Here is a 19,261-nt window from a genome sequence, read left to right as displayed (position 1 = left end):
AGGTGAAAAATGTCTGATTTGTACGGAATTTATCTGCATATTCCCTACTGCCGGGCCAAATGCCGGTATTGTGATTTCTACTCGGCTCCCGGTGCGCGGGGAGTGCCGCAGGCCTATGTGAGTGCGCTGCTGCGAGAGCTTGCAAAGAACGACCGCCGCCCGGATACGCTCTACTTTGGCGGCGGGACGCCTGCCCTGCTTTCGCCTGCCCAGGTAGAAAGCCTGATTACGGCGGCGAATCCTTTGCCGGGGGCGGAGATAACGCTGGAGGCCAACCCCGATGTGGTGATGCAGGAAAGCTTGGCAGGCTTCCGCGCGGCAGGGGTGACGCGCATCAGCTTTGGCGTGCAGAGCGCCAGCAACGCCCAGTTGCGGCGGCTGGGGCGCACCCACACCGCCGAAAGGGCCGCACAGGCACTGGCCTGGGCGCGGGCGGCGGGTTTTGAGGAAATCTGCGGCGACATTATGCTGGCATTGCCGGAGTACAGCAACGCCGAGTTTGATGCTACGCTTGCCTTGTTGCGGGACGGCGGCTGTACGCATATTTCGGCTTACCTATTAAAGGTAGAGCCGGGCACGGCGTTTTACCGCAACCCGCCCGCGGGCCTGCCGGACGGCGACGCGGCGGCGGACTTTTATTTATATGCGGTGGCCCAGCTGGAAAAGGCCGGGTACCAGCAGTATGAGATCAGTAACTTCTGCCGCCCCGGCCATGAGGGACGGCACAACCTGCTGTACTGGGATTGCTGCGACTACCAGGGCTACGGCCCTGCGGCCCACAGTTGTGTGGGCCGTGTACGGAAATACTGGCCGGACGATGTGCAGGCGTTTATTGAGGGCACCGCCGCCGAAGCGATGGAGGACGATTGCACGGCCGAGGATTTTTTGCTGATGCAGCTTCGCCTGCGCAGAGGATTAAGCTTAGCCGAATATGGCCGCTGGGGCGGCAGCTTTACCTCGGCGCAGAAACAGTTTATCCGCCAGTGCGTGGCCCACGGCTACGCCGAGTTTGACGAGAAAACGCTTCGCCTTACTCCCGCCGGTATGGTGGTACAGAACTCTATTTTGACCGAATTGATGTGAAATATAAAATGCCGCCTCTGCCTTTTTTGAGGGCAGGGGCGGTATTTGTATGCGTTTAAATTTCGCGGATAGGCCAGCCGAGCAGCTCGGCTGCGGTGCGATCATGGGTGACCAAAATCGTGGGCCGCTCCCCTGCCAGGCGGCGGGTAACGGCGGCGGCATCGCGCACCAGGTCGGCATCCATGCCGGTGAAGGGTTCGTCCATCAGCAGCGTTTGTGCATCCTGGCACAGCAAGGCGCGCAGCAGGGCGGCGCGGCGCTTTTGTCCGCCGGAAAGCCGCACGGCAGGCAGGCGCAGGTCAGCCTCGGTAAAGCCAAGGGATTGCAAGTCGCTGCGGGCCTGGGCGGCGGTCAGACCGTGGCCTGTCAGCACAAGGTTGTCTACGGCAGTCAGCTGAGGGCAAAGACGGTCCTCCTGAAAGACGACGGCAGGGGTCACCACGCCGGTGACGGTGCCGCTGTCGGCGGTCTCCAGCCCTGACAGGATGCGCAGCATCGTGGTTTTTCCACAGCCGGAAGCGCCCATCAGTACCATGGGGCGGTCTACCGTCCAATTGAAATTTTGCAGCACGGCGTGGGTGCCGAAGCTTTTGCAGAGGTTTTCGATAACGATGCTCATGCCTGCACCTCCCCGCAAAGACGGGCTTTTACGGCCCGCAACAGCCGGGCGGCCACGGTGGACAGCAGCGCCGAAAGCAGCACGATGACCAGCGTCCAGGCGAACACATCGGGCGTGGACAGGGTGATTTTGGCGCGGTAGAGCGCGTCGCCGACCGAATGGTCCGGCAGGCCGATGACCTCGGCCGAGACGCCGCTTTTCCAGCACATACCCATGGCGGCAATGCAGCTTTCACAAAACGACGGGAAAATGCCGGGCAGCCAGATATACCGCAGCCTAGTGATGAGCGGCAGGCGGTAGACATGGGCCATCTCCAACAGTTGAGAGTCCGTATCAGCAATGCCGCCCTGCACCCCGGCGTAGACCACCGGCAGCACATGGGTAAAGCTGACTACCACCGAAAGGTTAGCACTGCGCACCCACAGCAAAGCCAGGATGACAAAGCTGGCTACTGGCATGGCGCGGATAAGCTGCATGGCAGGCTCAATAAAAATGCGCACCCAGCGCCAGCGAGCACCCAACGCACCCAGCACCAGCCCACCGACGACCGCCAGCAGGAACCCGGCCAATATGCGCAGAGCACTGAACACGATGCGCTGCCAGAAACCAGCTGTAGGCGCCAGCTGAGCCAGCGCCTGCAGTGTTTGCATCGGTGTGGCGAGAAATAGCCCGCCGTGCCCCAGAGAGACAGCCGCCAACTGCCAGACCACGATCCATGCGGCCAGGGCGGCGGCTCGCTGCCAGAATTTAACCGGCATAGTAGAAGTCGTCAGCCGGCATGCTGCCACCCACACTGGTGGGGTCAGCGTCGAACAGGACCTGATAGTAGGTGGTCAGGTCGGTTTTCATCTGGTCGCCGGTCTCGAACACGATATTGCACTGGGGCAGGGCCTTCTGGGCCAGGGCAGCCTTGGCAACGATGCCGTACTCCTCGCACAGGGCGGCAGTGCCTTCCAGATCGGTGTTGGCGGTGTCCACGCTGGCCTGGTAAGCGTCCATGAAAGCGGTGAAGCGGTCGGCATCGGCCTCAACGGCGTCCTTGCGGACGACCAGAACGCCGGTGACCAGCTTGGAACCGGCGACCTTCTGCCATTCCTCGTTCATATCCAGGGCAACGCGCAGGCCCTCGACCTGGGACAGAGCGCTGGTCACGAAAGGCTGGGGCAGCATGGCGATGGTGGCCTCGCCAGCCTGGACCTTGCTCAGAGCCTCGGTGGCTTCGCTGCAGTACTCGATGGTGACATCGTTGTCGGGGTCGATGCCGTTCTCGGACAGGACATAGCGCAGGACATACTCCGGCGTGGTGCCCTTGCCGGTGGTGACGAGGGTCTGGCCCTTGAGATCAGCGACGCTGTTTATGGTCTCGCCATTTTCGACGATGTACAGCACGCCCAGCGTGTTGACGCAGGCAACCTCAACGGCACCGTTGGTCTTCTGGTACAGGGTAGCAGCTAGGTTAGCGGGCACAGCGGCGGCGTCGATGTCACCCTTGACCAGCAGGGGCACGACCTCGTCGGCAGCACCGTACATGTTGAAGTCGACCAGGTCGGCGGCATCGTCAGCTGTCAGCATGTTGACCAGGCCCATGGTGGTGGGGCCTTTCAGGCCAGCCACGCGCAGGGCAGTGGTCTCGGCAGAGGTTTCGGGGCTGGCTTCCTCCTCCACGGTGGAGACGGCTTCGGTAGAAGCGGACTCGGCGGTGGATTCAGCCACAGAAGATGCGGATGCGCCGCAGCCGGCCAGAGATGCGCAGAGCGCAAAGGCGGCAACAGCAGAAAGAATACGTTTCAGTTTCATGATTTTTCTGTTCCTCTCTTTTTGGGATGCTGATAGAAACATCTCTTGCTTTTGCTGCCCCACTATACTATAATAAATAGAAAATGTCTGTTGCCTGTGCAACATTCTTGAGAGAGGACCCCTGCATGGAGTACACCCCTTATTTTGATACATTGCGCAAGACCCGTCTGCTGCGCGGCATGACGGATGCGGAGCTGACCCTGCTGACGGAAAGCCTGGCCCCGCGGGTGCGCCGGTACGATAAAGGCGAACTGCTGCTGATGGCCGGATACGAGACAAAAGACGTGGGCATCATTTTGGAAGGCGAGATCACAGCCACCAAGCCGATGCCTGACGGTACGCCCATCACGATGGCCCGCATGGGGCCGGGCGGCGTGTTTGCCGATGTGCTGGCAGGCGGCCGCAGCAAAAGCCCGGTCAACGTGACGGCGGCTGTTCCCTGCCTGGTGCTGTACCTGCCCTACGATGGTATGCTGCGGCCAAGCGGAGAGTTGAGCGCTGCCCACTGGAAGCTGCTGCAGAACTGGCTGGAGACGATCAGCGGGAAATATTTTTCGCTGGACTGCCGCCTGGAATTACTGTGCTGCAAGAGCCTGCGCGGGCGCATCTGCCTGTGGCTGCTGGAACAGCGCGACCAGACCGGCAGCGACACCTTTACTATCACAATGACCCGCGCGGAACTGGCCGCCTACCTGAACTGTGACCGCAGCGCTTTAAGCCGCGAACTGAGCCGCATGCAGGAAGACGGCCTGATCGAACTGTTCCGCAGTACCTTCAAACTGCTTGACCCGGAAAGGTTGGCAAATGAAATGTAAGGAGCTTACCATGCCATTTAAAACTGCAGTGCAAGCCCGCTGGAATAATGTGTACCAGTGGCTGCAGGAGACCGACCATATGGATACCCACCCGGAAGGCCCGGTGTTTGTGTTTCTGGAGCGCCACGAACTGCAGGATATTCTGGGGGAACACACCCTGGATAAAGGCACTGTGGAGTTTGAAAACGAGAATTATATCGCCTACGGCTATCCCAGCTACGATGAAATGCGTGCTGACTTTTTTGATTAAGTGAGGATTCAACTATGAATGACCGCAAAGACCCGATCCTTTACATCGTCATCCCCTGCTATAATGAGCAGGAGGTGCTGCCGATTACGGCACCACTGTTTTTGCAGAAAATCAACGACCTGGCGGCGGCTGGGAAGATCAGCCCCGACAGCCGGGTGCTGTTTGTGAATGATGGCTCTAGGGATCGCACCTGGGAGATCATCAACGAGCTGGCGGCCAGTGATGAACACTATGTCGGTATCTGTCAGAGCCGCAACCGTGGGCACCAGAACGCTGTGCTGGCGGGCCTGATGGAGGCAAAAGACCGCTGCGACATCACGATTTCCATCGATTGCGACGGCCAGGACGACATCAACGCCATGGACGGCATGGTGGATGCTTATCGGGACGGCTGCGATGTGGTGTACGGTGTGCGCAGCAAGCGCGATACCGATACTTTCTTTAAGCGTTTTACCGCCGAAAGTTTTTATAAACTGCTGAACGCCATGGGGGCTGAGGTGGTGTACAACCACGCTGACTACCGCCTGATGAGCGCCCGTGTACTGCAGGAGTTTGCCAAGTTCAAAGAGGTAAACCTCTTCCTGCGCGGCATGGTGCCGCTGGTTGGCTTTAAGTCGACCAGCGTAGCCTACGAGCGCCACGAGCGCATTGCAGGTGAGAGCCACTATCCCCTGTCCAAGATGCTGTCGCTGGCCTTTGACGGTATCACCAGCCTGTCCATCAAACCCATCCGCTTTATTACCGGGTTCGGAGTGATCGTGGCACTTATCAGCTTTATTGGTGTGATCTGGGCCATGGTGGAGGCCATCCTGGGGCTGACGGTCTCCGGCTGGGCCAGCATGACCAGCATTATCTGCTTTGTGTCCGGCGTGCAGCTGATCTGCCTGGGCGTGATTGGCGAGTACATCGGCAAAATCTACATGGAGACCAAGCATCGCCCGCGCTATATTATCAGCGAGACGACGCCGAACTTTGGCGAAACCAAGGAGGACAACGCATGAGCCGTCAGGTCTGGAAAGGTTCTACCCTGCTGAACCCGGAGCCGCCGGTGCTGGTGAGCTGCGGCAGCCCGGAAAAGCCGAATCTTATCACCGTAGGCTGGTGCGGTACCATCTGCACCCAGCCGCCGATGCTGTCCATCAGCGTGCGGCCAGAGCGATACAGCCATAAGCTTATCAAGGAAAGCGGCGAGTTCGTGGTAAACCTGCCCACCGAGAGCCTGGTAAAGGCTATCGATTGGTGCGGCGTGAAAAGCGGCCGCGATGTGGACAAGTTTGCCGCCATGCATCTGACCGCTGCCCCCGCCGCCAAGTTGGGCACGGTGCTGCTGGAAGAAAGCCCGGTCAATTTGGAGTGCAAGGTGACGCAGGTCATCCCGCTGGGCAGCCACGATCTGTTTTTGGCTGAGTGCGTAGCCGTGGATGTGGACGAAAAGCTGCTGGACGAAAACGGAAAACTCTGCCTGAACAAGGCAAAGCTGATCGTCTACTCCCATGGGGACTATCTGGCACTGGGCCGCAAGCTGGGCAGCTTTGGCTACAGCGTGCGCAAAAAGAAAAAGCCGATTAAAAAGTAATTTTGCTGTAAATAAAGCGGCAGGGAGCGCAAAGTGATGTGCACTTCCCTGCCGCTTTTATTATAGGCAAAAAGAAACACCCCCGAAGCGGTGAAACTTCGGGGGTGTTCCCGGTTAAAGGATGCCCTTGCTTTTCAGTATGCCGATGCCGACTACTGCGACAAGAGCGATAGCGCATACGACGATGAACGCATCAATGTATTTCAGCGGAACTTTGGAGAAGTTCTCATAGAAATTCTCAAAGGCGTTCAGCTGGCTGCGGTCGGGACGATCCGATTTCTGTTCAGTCCCTTCAGGGGCAGTCTGCGGGGTCTCGTTTTTGATTTCGTCTGCCATAGCGGATTACTTCTTGGCCAGGTACTTGCGCAGGTCAAGGGCAACGGCGATGACGATGACAAGGCCCTGTGCAATGTAGGTGTAAGCGGGGTCGACGCCCAGGAACTGCAGGCAGATCTTCAGGACTTCAAAGACCAAAACACCGACCAGAACGCCGGAGACCTTGCCGACGCCGCCGTTGGTGGAAACGCCGCCGATGGTGCAGGCTGCGATAGCTTCCAGCTCATAGCCGTTGCCGGTGTTGGTGGAAGCGCCGCCGGCCTTTGCGCCGACGAGGAAACCACCGAGAGCATACATGCAGGATGCCAGGATGTAGATACGGATCAGAGAAGCAGTGACGTTAACACCGGCGACCTGGGCAGCATTCTCGTTGCCGCCGATGGCGTACATGTACTTGCCGTGACGGGTCTTATTGTACAGGAACCAGAAGAAGATGCCGACGATCAGTGCAAAGATGGCCAGGAACGGGATGGGGCCCAGCGTGCCGCTGGCAACCGTCAGGTAGCTCTGCTTGTAACCGCCCATGGGCTGGTTGTTGGTGATGACGGAGCACAGGCCGTAAACGATGGTCTGCATGCCCAGCGTAGCGATGAAAGGAGGAACCTTCAGGAATGCGATAATGCAGCCGTTGATGGCACCAAAGCAGGCCATGATCGCTATGACGATTAGCAGGGCCACGGGCCACGGAATATCGGGCAGCCAGGGCAGCATGCGGGCAGAGTAGTCAACACTCTGCAGCAGCATGGCGGAGAAGCAGGCGGCCAGGCCGACCTGGCGGCCTGCGGACAGGTCCGTGCCCTTGGTGATCAAGCAGCCGGAAACGCCGCAGGCGATGATGAAACGCGGGGCAACGTTCAGCAGCAGGTTTTTGCCGTTGGTAACGGTAAAGAAGTTCTGGGTAGTAGAACCTACAAACAACGCCAGCAGAGCGATCAGGATGATGATGGCGTTATTGGAAAGGAACTTTTTTACATCGAATTTTTTCTCCATTTTCGGATCTCCTCCTTATTCAAACTGGGTAGCCAGCGTCATGATGTTCTCCTGATTTGCCTTATCACCATCGATAAAGCCGGTGCAGCGGCCATCGCACATGACCATGATGCGGTCAGACATGCCGATCAGCTCGCTCATTTCCGAGGAGATCATGATGATGCTCTTGCCCTGTTTGGCCATCTCGGCGATGATGCAGTAAATTTCATACTTTGCACCGACGTCGATGCCGCGGGTCGGCTCGTCCATGATGAAAACATCGGGGTCGTTGGCCAGCCAGCGGGCAATCAGCACCTTCTGCTGGTTACCGCCGGACAGCGATTGAATCTGCGTTTTGGAGGACGGCGTCTTGATAGACAGCTTGGCGACATTATCTTGCACGAGCTTTTCGATTTTGTTGTCGTCCAGCATGATGCCGCCGATCAGATACTTGTTCAGCGATGCAATGGAGACGTTATCCGCAATGGAAAGCACACCCAGAATACCGGTGGCGCGGCGGTCCTCTGTCAGCATGGCGATACCGTTTTTGATGGCGTCCTGCGGCTGGTTGATGGTCAGTTCCTTGCCCTTATAGGTGATGGTGCCCGACGTGTGGCAGCGCAGACCGAACAGACCCTCCATCAGCTCGGTGCGCTGGGCACCGACCAGACCCGCAACGCCGAGGATCTCGCCCTTGCGGACGTTGAAGTTGACGTGACGGAAGCTCTTGGGGTTGATGGACGTGAAGTCCTTGACCTCAAACACGACCTCACCGGGCGTATTCGAGCGCGGCGGGTAGAGGTTCGACAGCTCACGTCCGACCATCTTGGTGATGATCATATCGGTGGTCAGTTCCTTGGCCTCCCAAGTACCGATGTACTGGCCGTCACGCATGATGGTGACTTCATCGCTGATGCGAAGAATTTCGTCCATCTTGTGGCTGATGTAGACGATGGAAACGCCCTTGGCGCGCAGCTCGTCCACGATGGTGAACAACGCCTCGACCTCGGCCGCCGTCAGCGAGGAGGTCGGCTCGTCGAGGATCAGTACCTTGCAGTCTGCGGAGACCGCCTTGGCGATCTCAACCAGCTGCATCTGGGAAACACTCAAGGTTCCGAGCTTTGCGTGCGGATCATAATTCAGATGGACTTCCTTCAGGACCTTGGCCGCATCCTCATACATCTTGTCGTGGTCGATGACGGTGACGGGTCCGTATTTCTTGGTTGGGTAGCGCCCGACGTAGATATTCTCGCCGATGGAACGCTCCGGGATGGGCTGCAATTCCTGGTGCACCATCGCAATGCCGCGATTCAGTGCATCCAGAGGTCCCTTGATCTGAACCTCCTGCCCCTCATAAATAACCTTGCCTTCGTCCATGTGGTAGATACCGAACATACACTTCATCAAGGTGGACTTGCCCGCGCCGTTCTCGCCCATCAGTGCATGGACGGTGCCGGGTTTCAATTTCAGCTGTGCGTGATTCAGTGCCTTGACGCCGGGGAACGTCTTGACGACATCACACATCTCCAAGCGGTACTCTGACAATTCGCTGGCCCCCTTTAACCTTTAAATCTTTTGTAACCATTTTCTGATAAAAAAGGAGTGCGTGCGCCTGTGCACACGCACCCCGGATTTCGGTTTTAAGTAAGCTGATTACTGGAAGTCCTTAACGTTGTCAGGAGTGACCTTGACGTAGTCAACGTAGACACTCTGCTCACCAGCAGCGTAGGTCTTGCCGCCCAGCAACTCTTCCATGCACTCAACAGCCTGGGTAGCCTGGCCCTTAGCATCGTTCAGAACAGTGCCGGTCATGTTGCCGTTAGCAACTTCGTTCTTGGCAGCGTCCAGAGCGTCGACACCAACGAGGTAGATGTCCTTGTTGACGGTACGGCCGGCAGCCTGAATAGCCTGCAGAGCGCCGATAGCCATGTCGTCGTTGTTGCAGAAGACAACCTCGATCTGGTCGCCGTACTTAGCGAGGTCGTTCTGGCAGATTTCCTGGCCCTTGTTACGGTCCCAGTCACCGCGCTGCAGGTCGAGCTGTTCAACTTCGACACCGGCATCGGTCAGAGCCTTGACGGAGTACTCAGTACGCAGCTGGGCGTCGATGTTCTCGGGGTCACCCTGGATCATGATGTAGGAAACCTTGCCGTCGCCGTTGATGTCGCCCTTGTTCTCGGTGTCGAGGATCAGCTCGCCCTGGAAGGTGCCGGACTGAGCGGCGTCGCAGCCAACGTAGACCAGCTTGTCGTAAGCGGACATCTGATCGGCGGTGGGCTCACGGTTGATCAGGACGGTGGGAACATCGGCATCCTTAACGGTGGAGATGATCTGGTCAGCAGCAGAAGTCATAACGGGGTTGATGATCAGTGCATCGACACCCTGCGTGATGAAGGTGTTGATCTGCTCGTTCTGCTTAGCCTGGTCGTTGTTGCCGTCAACGATGGTGACCTCGTAGCCCTTGCCCTCGAGGATTTCCTGCAGAGCATTACGGTAGGTGGTCATGAAAGCATCATCGAACTTGTAGATGCAGACGCCAACCTTGCCGCCCTGAGTGGTCTCGGTAACGCTCTCAGCTGCGCTCTCGGCAGCGGAGGTAGCAGCCTCAGAGGTAGCTTCGGAAGAAGCGGGAGCGCTGGACGCGGAAGAACCGCAAGCGGCCAGAGAAACGGCCATAGTGCCTGCAACAGCGAGTGCGAGTAACTTTTTCATAATTGTTTTCTCCTTCTTTTTGCAGTGGATTTTTGTGGGTTGCCTGTAGAGGAGGCAGACCCTGTTGACAGTTATTATGTTACCTGATAGAAGATGAAAAAACAAGGAGAAATTTCACCGATAAAGATGTAATTTTTTCACCCTATTGGACGGTTTCTACATTTACGGACAATATGTTTTGTGCAGAATGCACAGCAAAAGTGACGAAAAAGTTATTGCTGTAATAAAATTGAAGAAAAAATATCCCGCAGAAACCTGCGGGATAGGATGAATTTATACGGTTATTCAAACGGGAAAACGGCTTTTTGGCCGTCGAGGGCGAAAATGTTACTGCGGTCAATGATGCGGGTGGTGGTTTGGGTCTCGCGGGCAACATCGTTCCCCTGCCCGGCCAACAGCTTGTAGGCACTCTCGACGCTGAAATAGCCCATGTCGTAGGTGTTCTGCACGACCATGGCATCTACCGCGCCGGTGTGCAGGGCATCGACCGTTTTGATGTTGGAGTCGAATGCAACCATCCAGAGGTCCTCGGCACGGCCAAGGTCAGAGACAGCCTGCGCGGCACCGACACTGACGGCTTCGTTAAATGAAATCAGCACGTTGATCTCAGGGTGGCGGGCCAGCATGGTCAGCGTCTCGGCGCGGGCATTTTCCGGGGTGGCCACGCTGTAGACGGTGGCGGCAACCTCGGCACGGCCGCTGTCTGCAAGGGTATCAACGACGCCTTTTTCGCGTTCCTGCGCGTTGGGACTGTTGACATTGTAGTTGACCAGGCCGACGTGCAGCGGACCTTCGACGTTTTCCAGCGCTGACTTGGCGGCCATCTGCCCGGCACCGTAGTTATCGGCACCGACATAGGCAGAAACATTGCTGGAGTTGACCGCCGAATCCACCACGACGATGCACACGCCTTTGTCGGCGGCGGCATCGATGGCGGCGGCATTCTTCTGGTAGTCTGACGCCGAGAAGATGATGGCCTGGGCACCCTCCTCGACGGCCTTTTCAATCAGGTCGTTCTGGGAGGAATAGTCCTCCTCACTCTCGGAGCCGGTGATGGTCAGATCCATGTTGTACTCAGTGGCGGCGGCCTCGGCCCCGGCAAAGACCGCACTCCAGAACTCGGTGCTGGTGGATTTGGCAATCATGGCGACATGGTAGCGGGTCGTGGTGGGCGCGGGGGTGGGCGAAGCCGCACAGCCTGCCAGAAGCAAGGCCGACAGACAGGCGGCAAGCGTTTTAACGTGTTTTATCATAATCGCCCTCCCGGTCGGCTGGGACCTGCGGCATGCGGATGGTGACGGTGGTACCCTCGTCGGGCACACTGTCGATGGAAAGCCCGTAGCCGGGGCCAAAATAGATGCGCAGACGGTCGTTGACGTTTTTGATGCCGATGCCGGTGCGGTCGCTGGGTTCGTTTTGCAGCAGTGCGGCTACCTGCTCCGGTGCCATGCCGATGCCGTCATCGCTGACTTTCAGCAGCACATCGCCGCCGTCAGGGCAGACGGAGATCTCAATGTGGCCGTCCTCGACCATCAGGTCCAGACCATGAACGATGGCGTTTTCGATGATGGGCTGCAGGGTGATCTTGTTGCAGAGGTACTGCGTGCAGCTTTCATCCACTGTGAAATGGTAGGTAAACTGGTTTTTGTAGCGGTATTTTTGAATTTGCAGGTAGGCCTCGGCGTGCTGCAACTCTTTCTCAATTGGGATCAGCTCGTGTCCGCGGCTGATGCTGATGCGGAACAGCCGCGCCAGAGCATGCACCATCTGGACGGCGTCAGCGTTTTTGCCGCGCTCACACATCCAGGCGATGGAGTCCAGCGTGTTGTAGAGAAAATGCGGGTTGATCTGCGCCTGCAGGGCTTTCAGCTCGGTTTTGCGCAGGGCGACTTCCTCCTCGCGCACGGCGGTCATCAACCGCTGGATGCGGCCCACCATGTGGTGGAACGAATCGGACAGCTCCTCGACCTCGCGGGTGCCGGTGATAGCATTGAACACAAAGCCGTCGGCGTTCTGCTCGAAGGCTTCCATGGCATTTTCCAGTTGCTGCAGGGGGCGGCTGAGGCTGCGGGACAGCACATAGGCGACCACGAAGGCGGCCACCAAAATCAGCGCGGAGGCGAGGAGGACGACACGGGTCATCTGCCAGAAGCTTTCGTTGACGGTCTCGTCAATGTAGCTGACACCGACCACGCGCCATGTGCTGTTGGGGACTTTCTGCGTGGTGTAGATGACGGTATCCTCCACATAGGTGCCGTCACCCAGACATGCCAGCCGTCCGGCCTCCTCCTTTTTCAGCCCTGCGTAGAGCAGCTGTTGCTGGGGGTGGTAGACCATGTTGCCGCGTTCGTCCATCAAATAGCAGTAGCCGTGCTGGCCGATGCCCACGTTATTGATGGTGGCGGCCAGGGCCGAGAAGCGGATGTCCATCGAAATCCATTGCCGTGGCGAATTCTCCGGCATGCGGTGCACGACGCTGACGACCCAGGGGTAGTAGCCCTCGAAAATAGTCTCGACATGGGGGATGCTGACGTAACCGCGGCCGCGGCGCTTAGCCGTAACCAGGTCGAAGGAACTGTTGCGCAGGATGTTCTGGCGTGGGGTGTGGTCCTTGGCCCAGCAGTCCTGCAAAACGCCGTCGGCATCATAGGTGGTTATAGCAATCACCTCGCTGCGGGTGGTCTGCAGTGCATCCAGCAAAGCATTGCGCTCCTCCGGCGATTGGTTCATGGAGTCCATGACAAGATCCATGATCTCATCGATATTATCGACATAATTGCCGACAGACCCCACCACCTGGCTGACCGCCTGAGAACTGCTGGTGCGGGCCCCCTCCACGATAGCCTGACGGTAGCTGCGCAAAAATGTGGCGGTAGATAAAATCAGCGTAACTGCTGCGATGGCCACCACCAGGGAGGCTATCAGCGGGGCGGTGCGCGGTGCGTGGCGGGGCTTCATGCCTGGGCTCCTGCGGTATGGCTGCGGCGCAGGGCACCCGGCGAGGTGCCGCTGTACTTTTTAAAGCAATAACTGAAATAGTGCTGGTCGCTGTAGCCGCAGCGGCGGGCGATCTCCTGAATCTGCAGGTCGGTGGTCAGCAGCAATTGCTGGGCGGTCTCCATGCGGCGGCGCACCAGAATGTTGATGAAGGTCTCCCCTGCCGTTTTCTTGATGCAGGCGCTCAGGTGGTTGGGGCTGACGTCCAGCATGGCGCTTAAGGATGCCAGCGAGAGGTCCTCGTCAGAGTAATGCTGCTCGATGATCTCCAGTGCGCGCTCACACAGGCTGCCGCCCTTGCGCACATCGGGGGTGAAACTGACGCCGCCCTCGGTCTCTTTTGCGGCGGCCAGGGCCTCCATGGACTGGCGGTATCCGGCGTTCAGCTCGCAGAAGCGGGCAGCGGCGCGGCTGACACCGACGACGCAATGCTGCCCAGGGCACGCTCGGTCAGCTGGCAGATCTCGTCGGCCAGAATGTGCAGGTACTCGTCGAAATCCGAAGGGTTTCCGAACAGCACAGCCACCACATGGTCGTTGCAGAAAAACGCATAGTGGCGCAGATATTTGTTGGCCAGCTGGTCCACCATCCGGACGAAACCGGCAGCGTTCTCGCTATTGTCGTCAGGTTGGGCGGTCAACACCACCAGCTGGCTGCGGTCATCGGTGCCGCGCAGCAGGCCGCAGGCGGCAGCCGAGGTGCGCAGGGCGGCTTCGACGGCGTCGGAGGTATTATCGCAGTGTTCCAGCACCAGCGGGATCAGGAAGGACGAGCGGTCCTCCTGCACGATGCCGCTGCGGCGCAGGCTAGCATACTGGTGGTCGATGCGCTCATGGATGGATTTCAGCTCGGCGGCCAGGCCGTCCATGGTGAGAGGTTTGAGCATGTAGCTGATGATGTTGTACTGGATGGCCTGCTTGGCGTACTCGAAATCATCGTAGCCGCTTAAAAAGGCAATGTGCATGGCGGGGCGGATCTCGCGGACCTGGCGGGCCAGCTCAATGCCGGTGATGAAGGGCATGCGGATGTCGGTGAGCAGCAGGTCGGGTTCCAGCTGTTCGACAAGTTCGAGGGCGTCCAGGCCGTTGCTGGCACTGCCCACCAGGTGGAAACCGAGGGCTTCCCAGGGGATCATTGTGCAGACGGCTTCCCGCAGCTCGTCCTCGTCATCGGCTACGATAACGGTGTAGAGGTTCTTTTCTGCCATAGAATGGCTCCTTCTCTTTTCTTTCTTTTTTATTTCGGGGGTTACAGCCAGAACTGGACTAGGCGGCTGACGTTTTGGTAGAGGGCAGGGTTCTGGCCAATCAGGCCGGGCTCGGCAGTGAAGTAGACGCAGAAACTGTAGCAGGCACCGGCCAGCACAGCCAGCGGCAGGATGGTGCAGAATGCACGCTGCAATACATCGATGCCGGACTGAGCGGCGTGGGCTTGCAGTACCTGCTCGGCCAATGCCCAGGCCAGCGCGGCGGCCAACAGCAGCGGACCAAGCCAATCGGATTGATAACGGTAGAGCATACCGGCCATCTGGCAATCCAGCACGGCCAGCACCAACATGGCAGCCAGTACCACAACTACAAAAGTGCGCAGATCACGCTTGGCAGCCAGACGGCGGCGGGCAAGCGGCAGGCTGGCCAGCCCCCACAGCAGAGGCAGGCAGGCAAAGGCGCCGCCGTAGAACAGCTCGGTGATGGTCAGGCCCATATAGTTGGTCTGCATTTTGGTGGCGGTCAGGTACGGGAACACCGCCTGCACGCCGGGGATGCCGAAGAGGAAAGTAAGCACGGCGGGGGCAGTGCGGCCCACCGAGAAGCCGCGGCGGGTCATATCGTTGCTGGTCAGATTGTAGTTAGCACCAAAATCAAAAGGCGAACCGAACCGGGCGGCGTTGTACCACATCAGTCCGATGGCGACCAGCACTACGGGCAGCACAAAGGCAACGGCCTCGGTGATGCCCTGCTTGGCGAACAGGCGCTTTTCCCGCAGGTAGCGCTGCCAGAAGATGGGCAGGCAGAGGGCAGCAAACAGCACCATCTGAGGGCGACAGCCAGCCACGAAGGCCATGCACAAGCTGCCCAACGCGAGATGAAAGAGGATGCAGCCGTGCTTTTCGGCGGGCTGGTTGGCGGCCAGCAGCCATTGCCACAGCGCCAGCATGACGAAGGCAGCGCCGGACAGGATAGCGTACTCATAGATAGAGGGGCGCAGCAGCAAATAGTAAATTTGGCTGCCGGTGCCGATGCCTGCGCAGAGCAGCAGGTAGACAGCAGCGCTCATGTCCGGGAACCAGCGGCGGGCGGCCTGTTTGATGCAGCCGAACGCCGCCAGCAGGAACAGCCAGCTAAGCAAGATCATCGGCAGGCTGGGCGGCAGATCCCGCACGCCGGTCAATGCCTCAAAGGGCAGCTGGAACAGCAGGCACGGGATGACGCCAAAATAGACGTAGTAACGGCCCTGATAGTAGGCAACATCCCACAGGGCGTCCGGCGCAGCCTGCTGGCGGGCAGCAGTGTCGTAGGGGTTGGCCATCTCCTGCATGGCGGCGGGCGGGTTTTGCTCCAGGTCCAGGCGGCCGTTCAGCAGGCTGTGGGCCAGGGCACCGTACTGGGCGGCGGCATCGCTGGCCCAATCGTCGATATGTAAGGTGAAGTTGATGCGGCTGCCGCCGTCCCAATCGGCCGTGTTGTAAAAGCTGGTGGAGACACCGGCGTTGAAGCGGTCGGCAAACGGCGCAAAGAACGCCGCCGCACCCAATATGACCGCTACCAGCAGGACAACGGGGCGGTACTTTTTGCGGTGCGTAAGGTAGGCATCCCGCCAGGCAGCAGAAACCGGGCGCAGTGCATAGACGGCGGACAGCAGCGCCAAAACTGCTGCCCAGCGCACCAGCGAAAAATCAAAGGCGCGGGGCACGTTGGCGTAGATGGTCTGCAAGGTGTAGCTGATTGGGTACTGGCGGTACTCGCCGTTATAGGGGTAGGCCGTCAGCGTGAGGGTGGACGCCTTGCCGGAAAGGTCCAGGCTGCGCACCTGGCTGCGGGGGGCGTTGGCGGCAACTTCCCAGTTCCAGCTCTGGCGGGAGGCTGATGTGGCTTCGTCCGTGGCGGCGACGTTGAGGATAAACAGCGGGTTCTGCACTTCCGAATGGGGGCCATTGTAGACATATTCCAGTCCCGAAAGCTGCAGATTGTACAGCTCCCGGTCCAGGCCGGTGAACGTTAAGGTGGTATGCTCGTCGTCCAGCGTCAGGGCGTTATGGTCGTCCTCGGCCTCCTGCAGGTAGGCCCGCAGGTCGACAGGCTCATAGCTGTGGGTGGCCCAGAAGTTGAGGTTACCGATAAATACCTCGGCCCCGAGAGACGCTGCCAGCAGCAGTGCCGCCGCGGTCCATTTGCGCACCGAGGCATGGCGGAACCCCGCCGCAAGGCCGCAAGCCCACAGCACCATGGCCGTGATGCCAAGGCAGCGGAAGGCGTCAAACCCGATGGTCAGCCCCGGCTTGGACCAGATGCAGGCGGCCCAAAGCCAGACAAGTACGGCGGGCAGCAAGGCGCAGCATCCATCGGCACGGGTGGGCTTTCGGCGGCCAAGGCGGGCGGGCACCACCGCAAAGGCGGCGGCCAGCACCAGCGTGAATAGAATAGCCAAAATCAGCATAAAGCAAATTTCCGTTCTGTTACTGTTTATTGGACGGCAGCACCGCCCGAGATAAAATCATTATACACCATTACGCAGGGCGTTGTACAGCATTTCCGCCTTGGCGTGGCTGATGCCCTTGACTTCCTCCAAATCGGAGATGCTGGCGGCCTTGACGGCGGCCACGGTCTTGAAGTGGGCCAGCAGCGCGGCGCTGGTCTTTTCGCCCACGCCGGGAATGGCCGTGAGGGTGGCAGCGTAGGACTTTTTCTTCATCGCGCGCTTACGGTAGTCGTTAGCGTAGCGGTGGGTCTCGTCCTGAATGTTGGTGACGAAGGTAAAGATGTTGCGGTTGCGGTTGATGGCAATTTCGCCGCCCTCGTCGTCCACGATGGCACGGGTGCGGTGGTGGTCGTCCTTGACCATGCCAAAGGTGGGCACATGCTCCAGCGCGGTGCCGCGCAAAGCCTGTTTGACCGCGCCCACCTGTCCCTTACCGCCATCGATCAGCAGCAAGTCCGGCAGGGTGGCAAACTGATTTTGGGGGCCGTCCGGCTTTTCGCCGCGGCGGGCCGCTTCGTATTCGGCGGCGCGGCGGGAAAGCGTCTCGGCCAGCGATGCGTAGTCGTCGGTGCCTGCAACGGTCTTCATCTTAAAGCGGCGGTAGCCGGAGCGGTGGGGCTTGCCGTCCATAAATACGACCATGCCGCAGACGCTGGAGCCATCGCCCCAGTTGGAAATATCGTAGCTTTCGATGACCCGCGGCGGGGCTTTCAGGCCCAGCACCTGGGCGGCTTCTTCCAGCAGCTTTTGCTCGCGGGTGTAGCGGCCGCTCTCGCGGCCCAGGCGCTCTACCGCGTTCGTGTAGGCCATTGTCACCAGTTTGGCTACATCGCCGCGCTGGGGCACGTACAGCTCCACCTTGGTGCCGCGGGCCTGGGCCAGCGCTTCGTTCAGCGCCTCGGCATCCGGCGGCAGAGCGTCGACAGCAATCGTTTTAGGGACAGTCTCGCCGTTCAGATAATACTGGGGCAGGAATTCCTCCCGCACGGCATCAATGTTGGTGGTGTCGTGGAACATGAACTCCCGCTTGTCGGTCAGTCGGCCGTCGCGGTAGCGCAGCACAGCGGCGCAGACGGCCCGCGTGGTGCCCGCCAGGGCGATGATATCCATCTCGGTGTCAGCATCCATCACGACTTTCTGGCCGGCGGCCACGCGTTCAATGGCCTGGATCTGGTCGCGCAGCAGGGCGGCGGTCTCGAAGTCCAAACGATCGGAGGCGGCTTCCATCTTCTCCCGCAGCTGCTTGACGATATCCTTTTTGCCGTAGCGGACCATTCGCAACGCACCCTGCACGGCATCGTTGTAGGCCTCGCAAGTAATCTTTCCGCTGCAAACGGCCATGCACTTGCCGATGTGGGCATTTAAGCAGGGGCGGCCTTTGCCGAAGTCACGCGGGAACTCCTTGCTGCAGCGGGGCAGCAAAAAGCAATCCTGCGCCATCTCCACCATCTCCCGCACGGCGAAGGAGGATGTGAACGGGCCGATGTAGTCGGCATCGTCGTCATCTTTCTGCAAAACCGCCGAAACACGGGGCCAGGGGCCGCGGGTGATCTTGACATAGCTGTAGCCTTTGTCATCCTTGAGCAGGATGTTGTACTTGGGCGTGTGGGCCTTGATCTGGCTGGCCTCGAGGACGAGGGCCTCAAACTCTGACTGGCAGACAATCACATCAAAGGTGAAAGCATGGTTGATCATCTGGGTGACTTTGGCATCGTGGGGCACACCCTCGCGGAAATACTGCGACACGCGGATCTTGAGCCGCTTGGCCTTGCCGATGTAGATGATGGTATCGGTTTTATCCCGGATGATATACACCCCGGGCAGCAGCGGCAGCATACAGGCTTTTTTGTAGAGTTCAGCTTTTGTCATGGACGCCTCTTTCGTGGGAATGCTTATAAGAAATTACAAAAAAAGCGGCGGGTCGCCCCACCGCTAATTTTTTGAGAATGGATCACTCAGCAAAGCCGGAGCTGACCAGCTTGACCAGGCCATCAACAGCAGCCTGCTCATCGGCGCCATCGGCAATGATGCGGATGGTGGTGCCGCCAACGATGCCCAGGCTCAAGACACCCAGCAGGGACTTAGCGTTGACGCGGCGCTCCTCTTTCTCGACCCAAATGGAGGACTTGTACTCGTTCGCCTTCTGGATGAAGAAGGTAGCCGGACGGGCGTGCAGACCAACCTGATTCTCAACGGTAACTTCTTTGACGTACATAGTTATTCTCTCCTACTTTTGAAAATAATATGCCCTTGTATTTATACCGTGGGCTACTTCCAGGCGGTCTATTGCGCATAATACGCCGCCTTGATTGTCTCTATTTTATCCTATTTGGTCGATTTTGTACAGTGTATTTTTACAAAATCGGCAGGATTCTGTAATTCCGCCAAATCTCGGCACTGCCGTTTGT

Annotated in this window: 19 protein-coding genes; 5 read left to right on the top strand and 14 right to left on the bottom strand. The window is 58.8% G+C overall.

From position 1 onward, the window contains the following. Positions 1 to 9: 9 nt before the first annotated feature. Entirely contained in the window at positions 10 to 1,083 is a 1,074-nt protein-coding gene (hemW, locus tag OGM81_11930) for a radical SAM family heme chaperone HemW (protein ID UYJ43031.1), read from the top strand. A 55-nt stretch (positions 1,084 to 1,138) separates the two neighbouring features. Here hemW and OGM81_11925 read toward each other — a convergent pair whose 3' ends face one another. From OGM81_11925 to OGM81_11915, 3 genes are read right to left on the bottom strand one after another with little or no spacing between them, the layout of a single operon-like run. Next, positions 1,139 to 1,702, bottom strand: coding sequence for an ATP-binding cassette domain-containing protein (locus OGM81_11925; protein UYJ43030.1), 564 nt, complete (start codon positions 1,700 to 1,702; stop codon positions 1,139 to 1,141). Further along, a complete protein-coding gene (locus tag OGM81_11920; GenBank protein ID UYJ43029.1) occupies positions 1,699 to 2,460 on the bottom strand; it encodes an ABC transporter permease subunit in 762 nt (253 codons plus the stop codon). The genes OGM81_11925 and OGM81_11920 overlap by 4 nt, the downstream gene beginning before the upstream one ends. Then, positions 2,450 to 3,499, bottom strand: coding sequence for an ABC transporter substrate-binding protein (locus tag OGM81_11915; GenBank protein UYJ43028.1), 1,050 nt, complete (start codon positions 3,497 to 3,499; stop codon positions 2,450 to 2,452). The genes OGM81_11920 and OGM81_11915 overlap by 11 nt, the downstream gene beginning before the upstream one ends. A gap of 125 nt (positions 3,500 to 3,624) precedes the next feature. On the opposite strand from OGM81_11915, the gene OGM81_11910 reads away from it, so the two are divergent. Genes OGM81_11910 through OGM81_11895 form a run of 4 tightly spaced genes read left to right on the top strand, consistent with a single transcriptional unit; the run spans position 3,625 to position 6,140 of the window. Further along, on the top strand, positions 3,625 to 4,314 hold the full coding sequence (locus OGM81_11910; protein UYJ43027.1) for a Crp/Fnr family transcriptional regulator: 690 nt from the start codon (positions 3,625 to 3,627) through the stop codon (positions 4,312 to 4,314). Between the two features lie 10 nt (positions 4,315 to 4,324). Further along, positions 4,325 to 4,564, top strand: a complete 240-nt coding sequence (locus tag OGM81_11905; GenBank protein UYJ43026.1) for a hypothetical protein — start codon at positions 4,325 to 4,327, stop codon at positions 4,562 to 4,564. A gap of 14 nt (positions 4,565 to 4,578) precedes the next feature. After that, a complete protein-coding gene (locus OGM81_11900) occupies positions 4,579 to 5,565 on the top strand; it encodes a glycosyltransferase family 2 protein (protein UYJ43025.1) in 987 nt (328 codons plus the stop codon). Next, positions 5,562 to 6,140, top strand: coding sequence for a flavin reductase family protein (locus tag OGM81_11895; protein UYJ43024.1), 579 nt, complete (start codon positions 5,562 to 5,564; stop codon positions 6,138 to 6,140). The genes OGM81_11900 and OGM81_11895 overlap by 4 nt, the downstream gene beginning before the upstream one ends. Before the next feature lie 114 nt (positions 6,141 to 6,254). Here the strand turns inward: OGM81_11895 and OGM81_11890 are convergent, their stop codons facing one another. The 11 genes from OGM81_11890 to OGM81_11840 form a co-directional block, all read right to left on the bottom strand. Then, positions 6,255 to 6,476, bottom strand: a complete 222-nt coding sequence (locus OGM81_11890; GenBank protein UYJ43023.1) for a hypothetical protein — start codon at positions 6,474 to 6,476, stop codon at positions 6,255 to 6,257. 6 nt (positions 6,477 to 6,482) lie between these two features. Then, positions 6,483 to 7,466 carry a beta-methylgalactoside transporter gene (locus OGM81_11885; GenBank protein UYJ43022.1) on the bottom strand — a complete coding sequence of 328 codons (984 nt, stop codon included), beginning with the start codon at positions 7,464 to 7,466 and terminating at the stop codon, positions 6,483 to 6,485. Between the two features lie 15 nt (positions 7,467 to 7,481). Continuing rightward, the gene (locus OGM81_11880) at positions 7,482 to 8,990 is read right to left on the bottom strand and encodes a sugar ABC transporter ATP-binding protein (GenBank protein ID UYJ43021.1); all 1,509 of its coding nucleotides are present in this window, start codon (positions 8,988 to 8,990) and stop codon (positions 7,482 to 7,484) included. Between the two features lie 108 nt (positions 8,991 to 9,098). Then, positions 9,099 to 10,157: a galactose ABC transporter substrate-binding protein gene (locus tag OGM81_11875; protein UYJ43020.1), complete on the bottom strand. Its 1,059-nt coding sequence runs from the start codon at positions 10,155 to 10,157 to the stop codon at positions 9,099 to 9,101. Between the two features lie 281 nt (positions 10,158 to 10,438). Then, on the bottom strand, positions 10,439 to 11,410 hold the full coding sequence (locus tag OGM81_11870; protein UYJ43019.1) for a substrate-binding domain-containing protein: 972 nt from the start codon (positions 11,408 to 11,410) through the stop codon (positions 10,439 to 10,441). After that, on the bottom strand, positions 11,394 to 13,115 hold the full coding sequence (locus tag OGM81_11865; GenBank protein UYJ43018.1) for a sensor histidine kinase: 1,722 nt from the start codon (positions 13,113 to 13,115) through the stop codon (positions 11,394 to 11,396). Before OGM81_11865 ends, OGM81_11870 begins: the two co-directional genes overlap by 17 nt. Then, the gene (locus OGM81_11860) at positions 13,112 to 13,516 is read right to left on the bottom strand and encodes a helix-turn-helix domain-containing protein (protein UYJ43017.1); all 405 of its coding nucleotides are present in this window, start codon (positions 13,514 to 13,516) and stop codon (positions 13,112 to 13,114) included. The genes OGM81_11865 and OGM81_11860 overlap by 4 nt, the downstream gene beginning before the upstream one ends. 20 nt (positions 13,517 to 13,536) lie before the next feature. Next, complete coding sequence (locus OGM81_11855) at positions 13,537 to 14,361, bottom strand: response regulator (protein ID UYJ43016.1); 825 nt, start codon at positions 14,359 to 14,361, stop codon at positions 13,537 to 13,539. 41 nt (positions 14,362 to 14,402) lie between these two features. Beyond that, positions 14,403 to 16,811: a hypothetical protein gene (locus OGM81_11850; GenBank protein UYJ43015.1), complete on the bottom strand. Its 2,409-nt coding sequence runs from the start codon at positions 16,809 to 16,811 to the stop codon at positions 14,403 to 14,405. 60 nt (positions 16,812 to 16,871) lie between these two features. After that, positions 16,872 to 18,722: an excinuclease ABC subunit UvrC gene (gene uvrC, locus OGM81_11845; protein ID UYJ43014.1), complete on the bottom strand. Its 1,851-nt coding sequence runs from the start codon at positions 18,720 to 18,722 to the stop codon at positions 16,872 to 16,874. Between the two features lie 82 nt (positions 18,723 to 18,804). After that, positions 18,805 to 19,068, bottom strand: a complete 264-nt coding sequence (locus OGM81_11840; GenBank protein UYJ43013.1) for an HPr family phosphocarrier protein — start codon at positions 19,066 to 19,068, stop codon at positions 18,805 to 18,807. Positions 19,069 to 19,261 lie beyond the last annotated feature (193 nt).

It is taken from the genome of Oscillospiraceae bacterium (assembly GCA_025758045.1).
Taxonomy (GTDB): Bacteria; Bacillota; Clostridia; order Oscillospirales; family Ruminococcaceae; genus Gemmiger.
Note: the sequence above shows the minus strand (reverse complement) of the source record. Positions and strands in the feature narration are given on the sequence as shown.

Excerpts from the sequence above, each read along its gene's own strand:
- OGM81_11885 (UYJ43022.1), bottom strand. The coding sequence starts at position 7,466 with ATGGAGAAAAAATTCGATGTAAAAAAGTTCCTTTCCAATAACGCCATC.
- OGM81_11890 (UYJ43023.1), bottom strand. The coding sequence starts at position 6,476 with ATGGCAGACGAAATCAAAAACGAGACCCCGCAGACTGCCCCTGAAGGG.
- uvrC (UYJ43014.1), bottom strand. The coding sequence starts at position 18,722 with ATGACAAAAGCTGAACTCTACAAAAAAGCCTGTATGCTGCCGCTGCTG.
- OGM81_11925 (UYJ43030.1), bottom strand. The coding sequence starts at position 1,702 with ATGAGCATCGTTATCGAAAACCTCTGCAAAAGCTTCGGCACCCACGCC.
- OGM81_11905 (UYJ43026.1), top strand. The coding sequence starts at position 4,325 with ATGCCATTTAAAACTGCAGTGCAAGCCCGCTGGAATAATGTGTACCAG.
- OGM81_11865 (UYJ43018.1), bottom strand. The coding sequence starts at position 13,115 with ATGAAGCCCCGCCACGCACCGCGCACCGCCCCGCTGATAGCCTCCCTG.
- OGM81_11840 (UYJ43013.1), bottom strand. The coding sequence starts at position 19,068 with ATGTACGTCAAAGAAGTTACCGTTGAGAATCAGGTTGGTCTGCACGCC.
- hemW (UYJ43031.1), top strand. The coding sequence starts at position 10 with ATGTCTGATTTGTACGGAATTTATCTGCATATTCCCTACTGCCGGGCC.
- OGM81_11895 (UYJ43024.1), top strand. The coding sequence starts at position 5,562 with ATGAGCCGTCAGGTCTGGAAAGGTTCTACCCTGCTGAACCCGGAGCCG.
- OGM81_11920 (UYJ43029.1), bottom strand. The coding sequence starts at position 2,460 with ATGCCGGTTAAATTCTGGCAGCGAGCCGCCGCCCTGGCCGCATGGATC.
- OGM81_11860 (UYJ43017.1), bottom strand. The coding sequence starts at position 13,516 with ATGGAGGCCCTGGCCGCCGCAAAAGAGACCGAGGGCGGCGTCAGTTTC.
- OGM81_11855 (UYJ43016.1), bottom strand. The coding sequence starts at position 14,361 with ATGGCAGAAAAGAACCTCTACACCGTTATCGTAGCCGATGACGAGGAC.
- OGM81_11875 (UYJ43020.1), bottom strand. The coding sequence starts at position 10,157 with ATGAAAAAGTTACTCGCACTCGCTGTTGCAGGCACTATGGCCGTTTCT.
- OGM81_11915 (UYJ43028.1), bottom strand. The coding sequence starts at position 3,499 with ATGAAACTGAAACGTATTCTTTCTGCTGTTGCCGCCTTTGCGCTCTGC.
- OGM81_11850 (UYJ43015.1), bottom strand. The coding sequence starts at position 16,811 with ATGCTGATTTTGGCTATTCTATTCACGCTGGTGCTGGCCGCCGCCTTT.
- OGM81_11910 (UYJ43027.1), top strand. The coding sequence starts at position 3,625 with ATGGAGTACACCCCTTATTTTGATACATTGCGCAAGACCCGTCTGCTG.
- OGM81_11900 (UYJ43025.1), top strand. The coding sequence starts at position 4,579 with ATGAATGACCGCAAAGACCCGATCCTTTACATCGTCATCCCCTGCTAT.
- OGM81_11870 (UYJ43019.1), bottom strand. The coding sequence starts at position 11,410 with ATGATAAAACACGTTAAAACGCTTGCCGCCTGTCTGTCGGCCTTGCTT.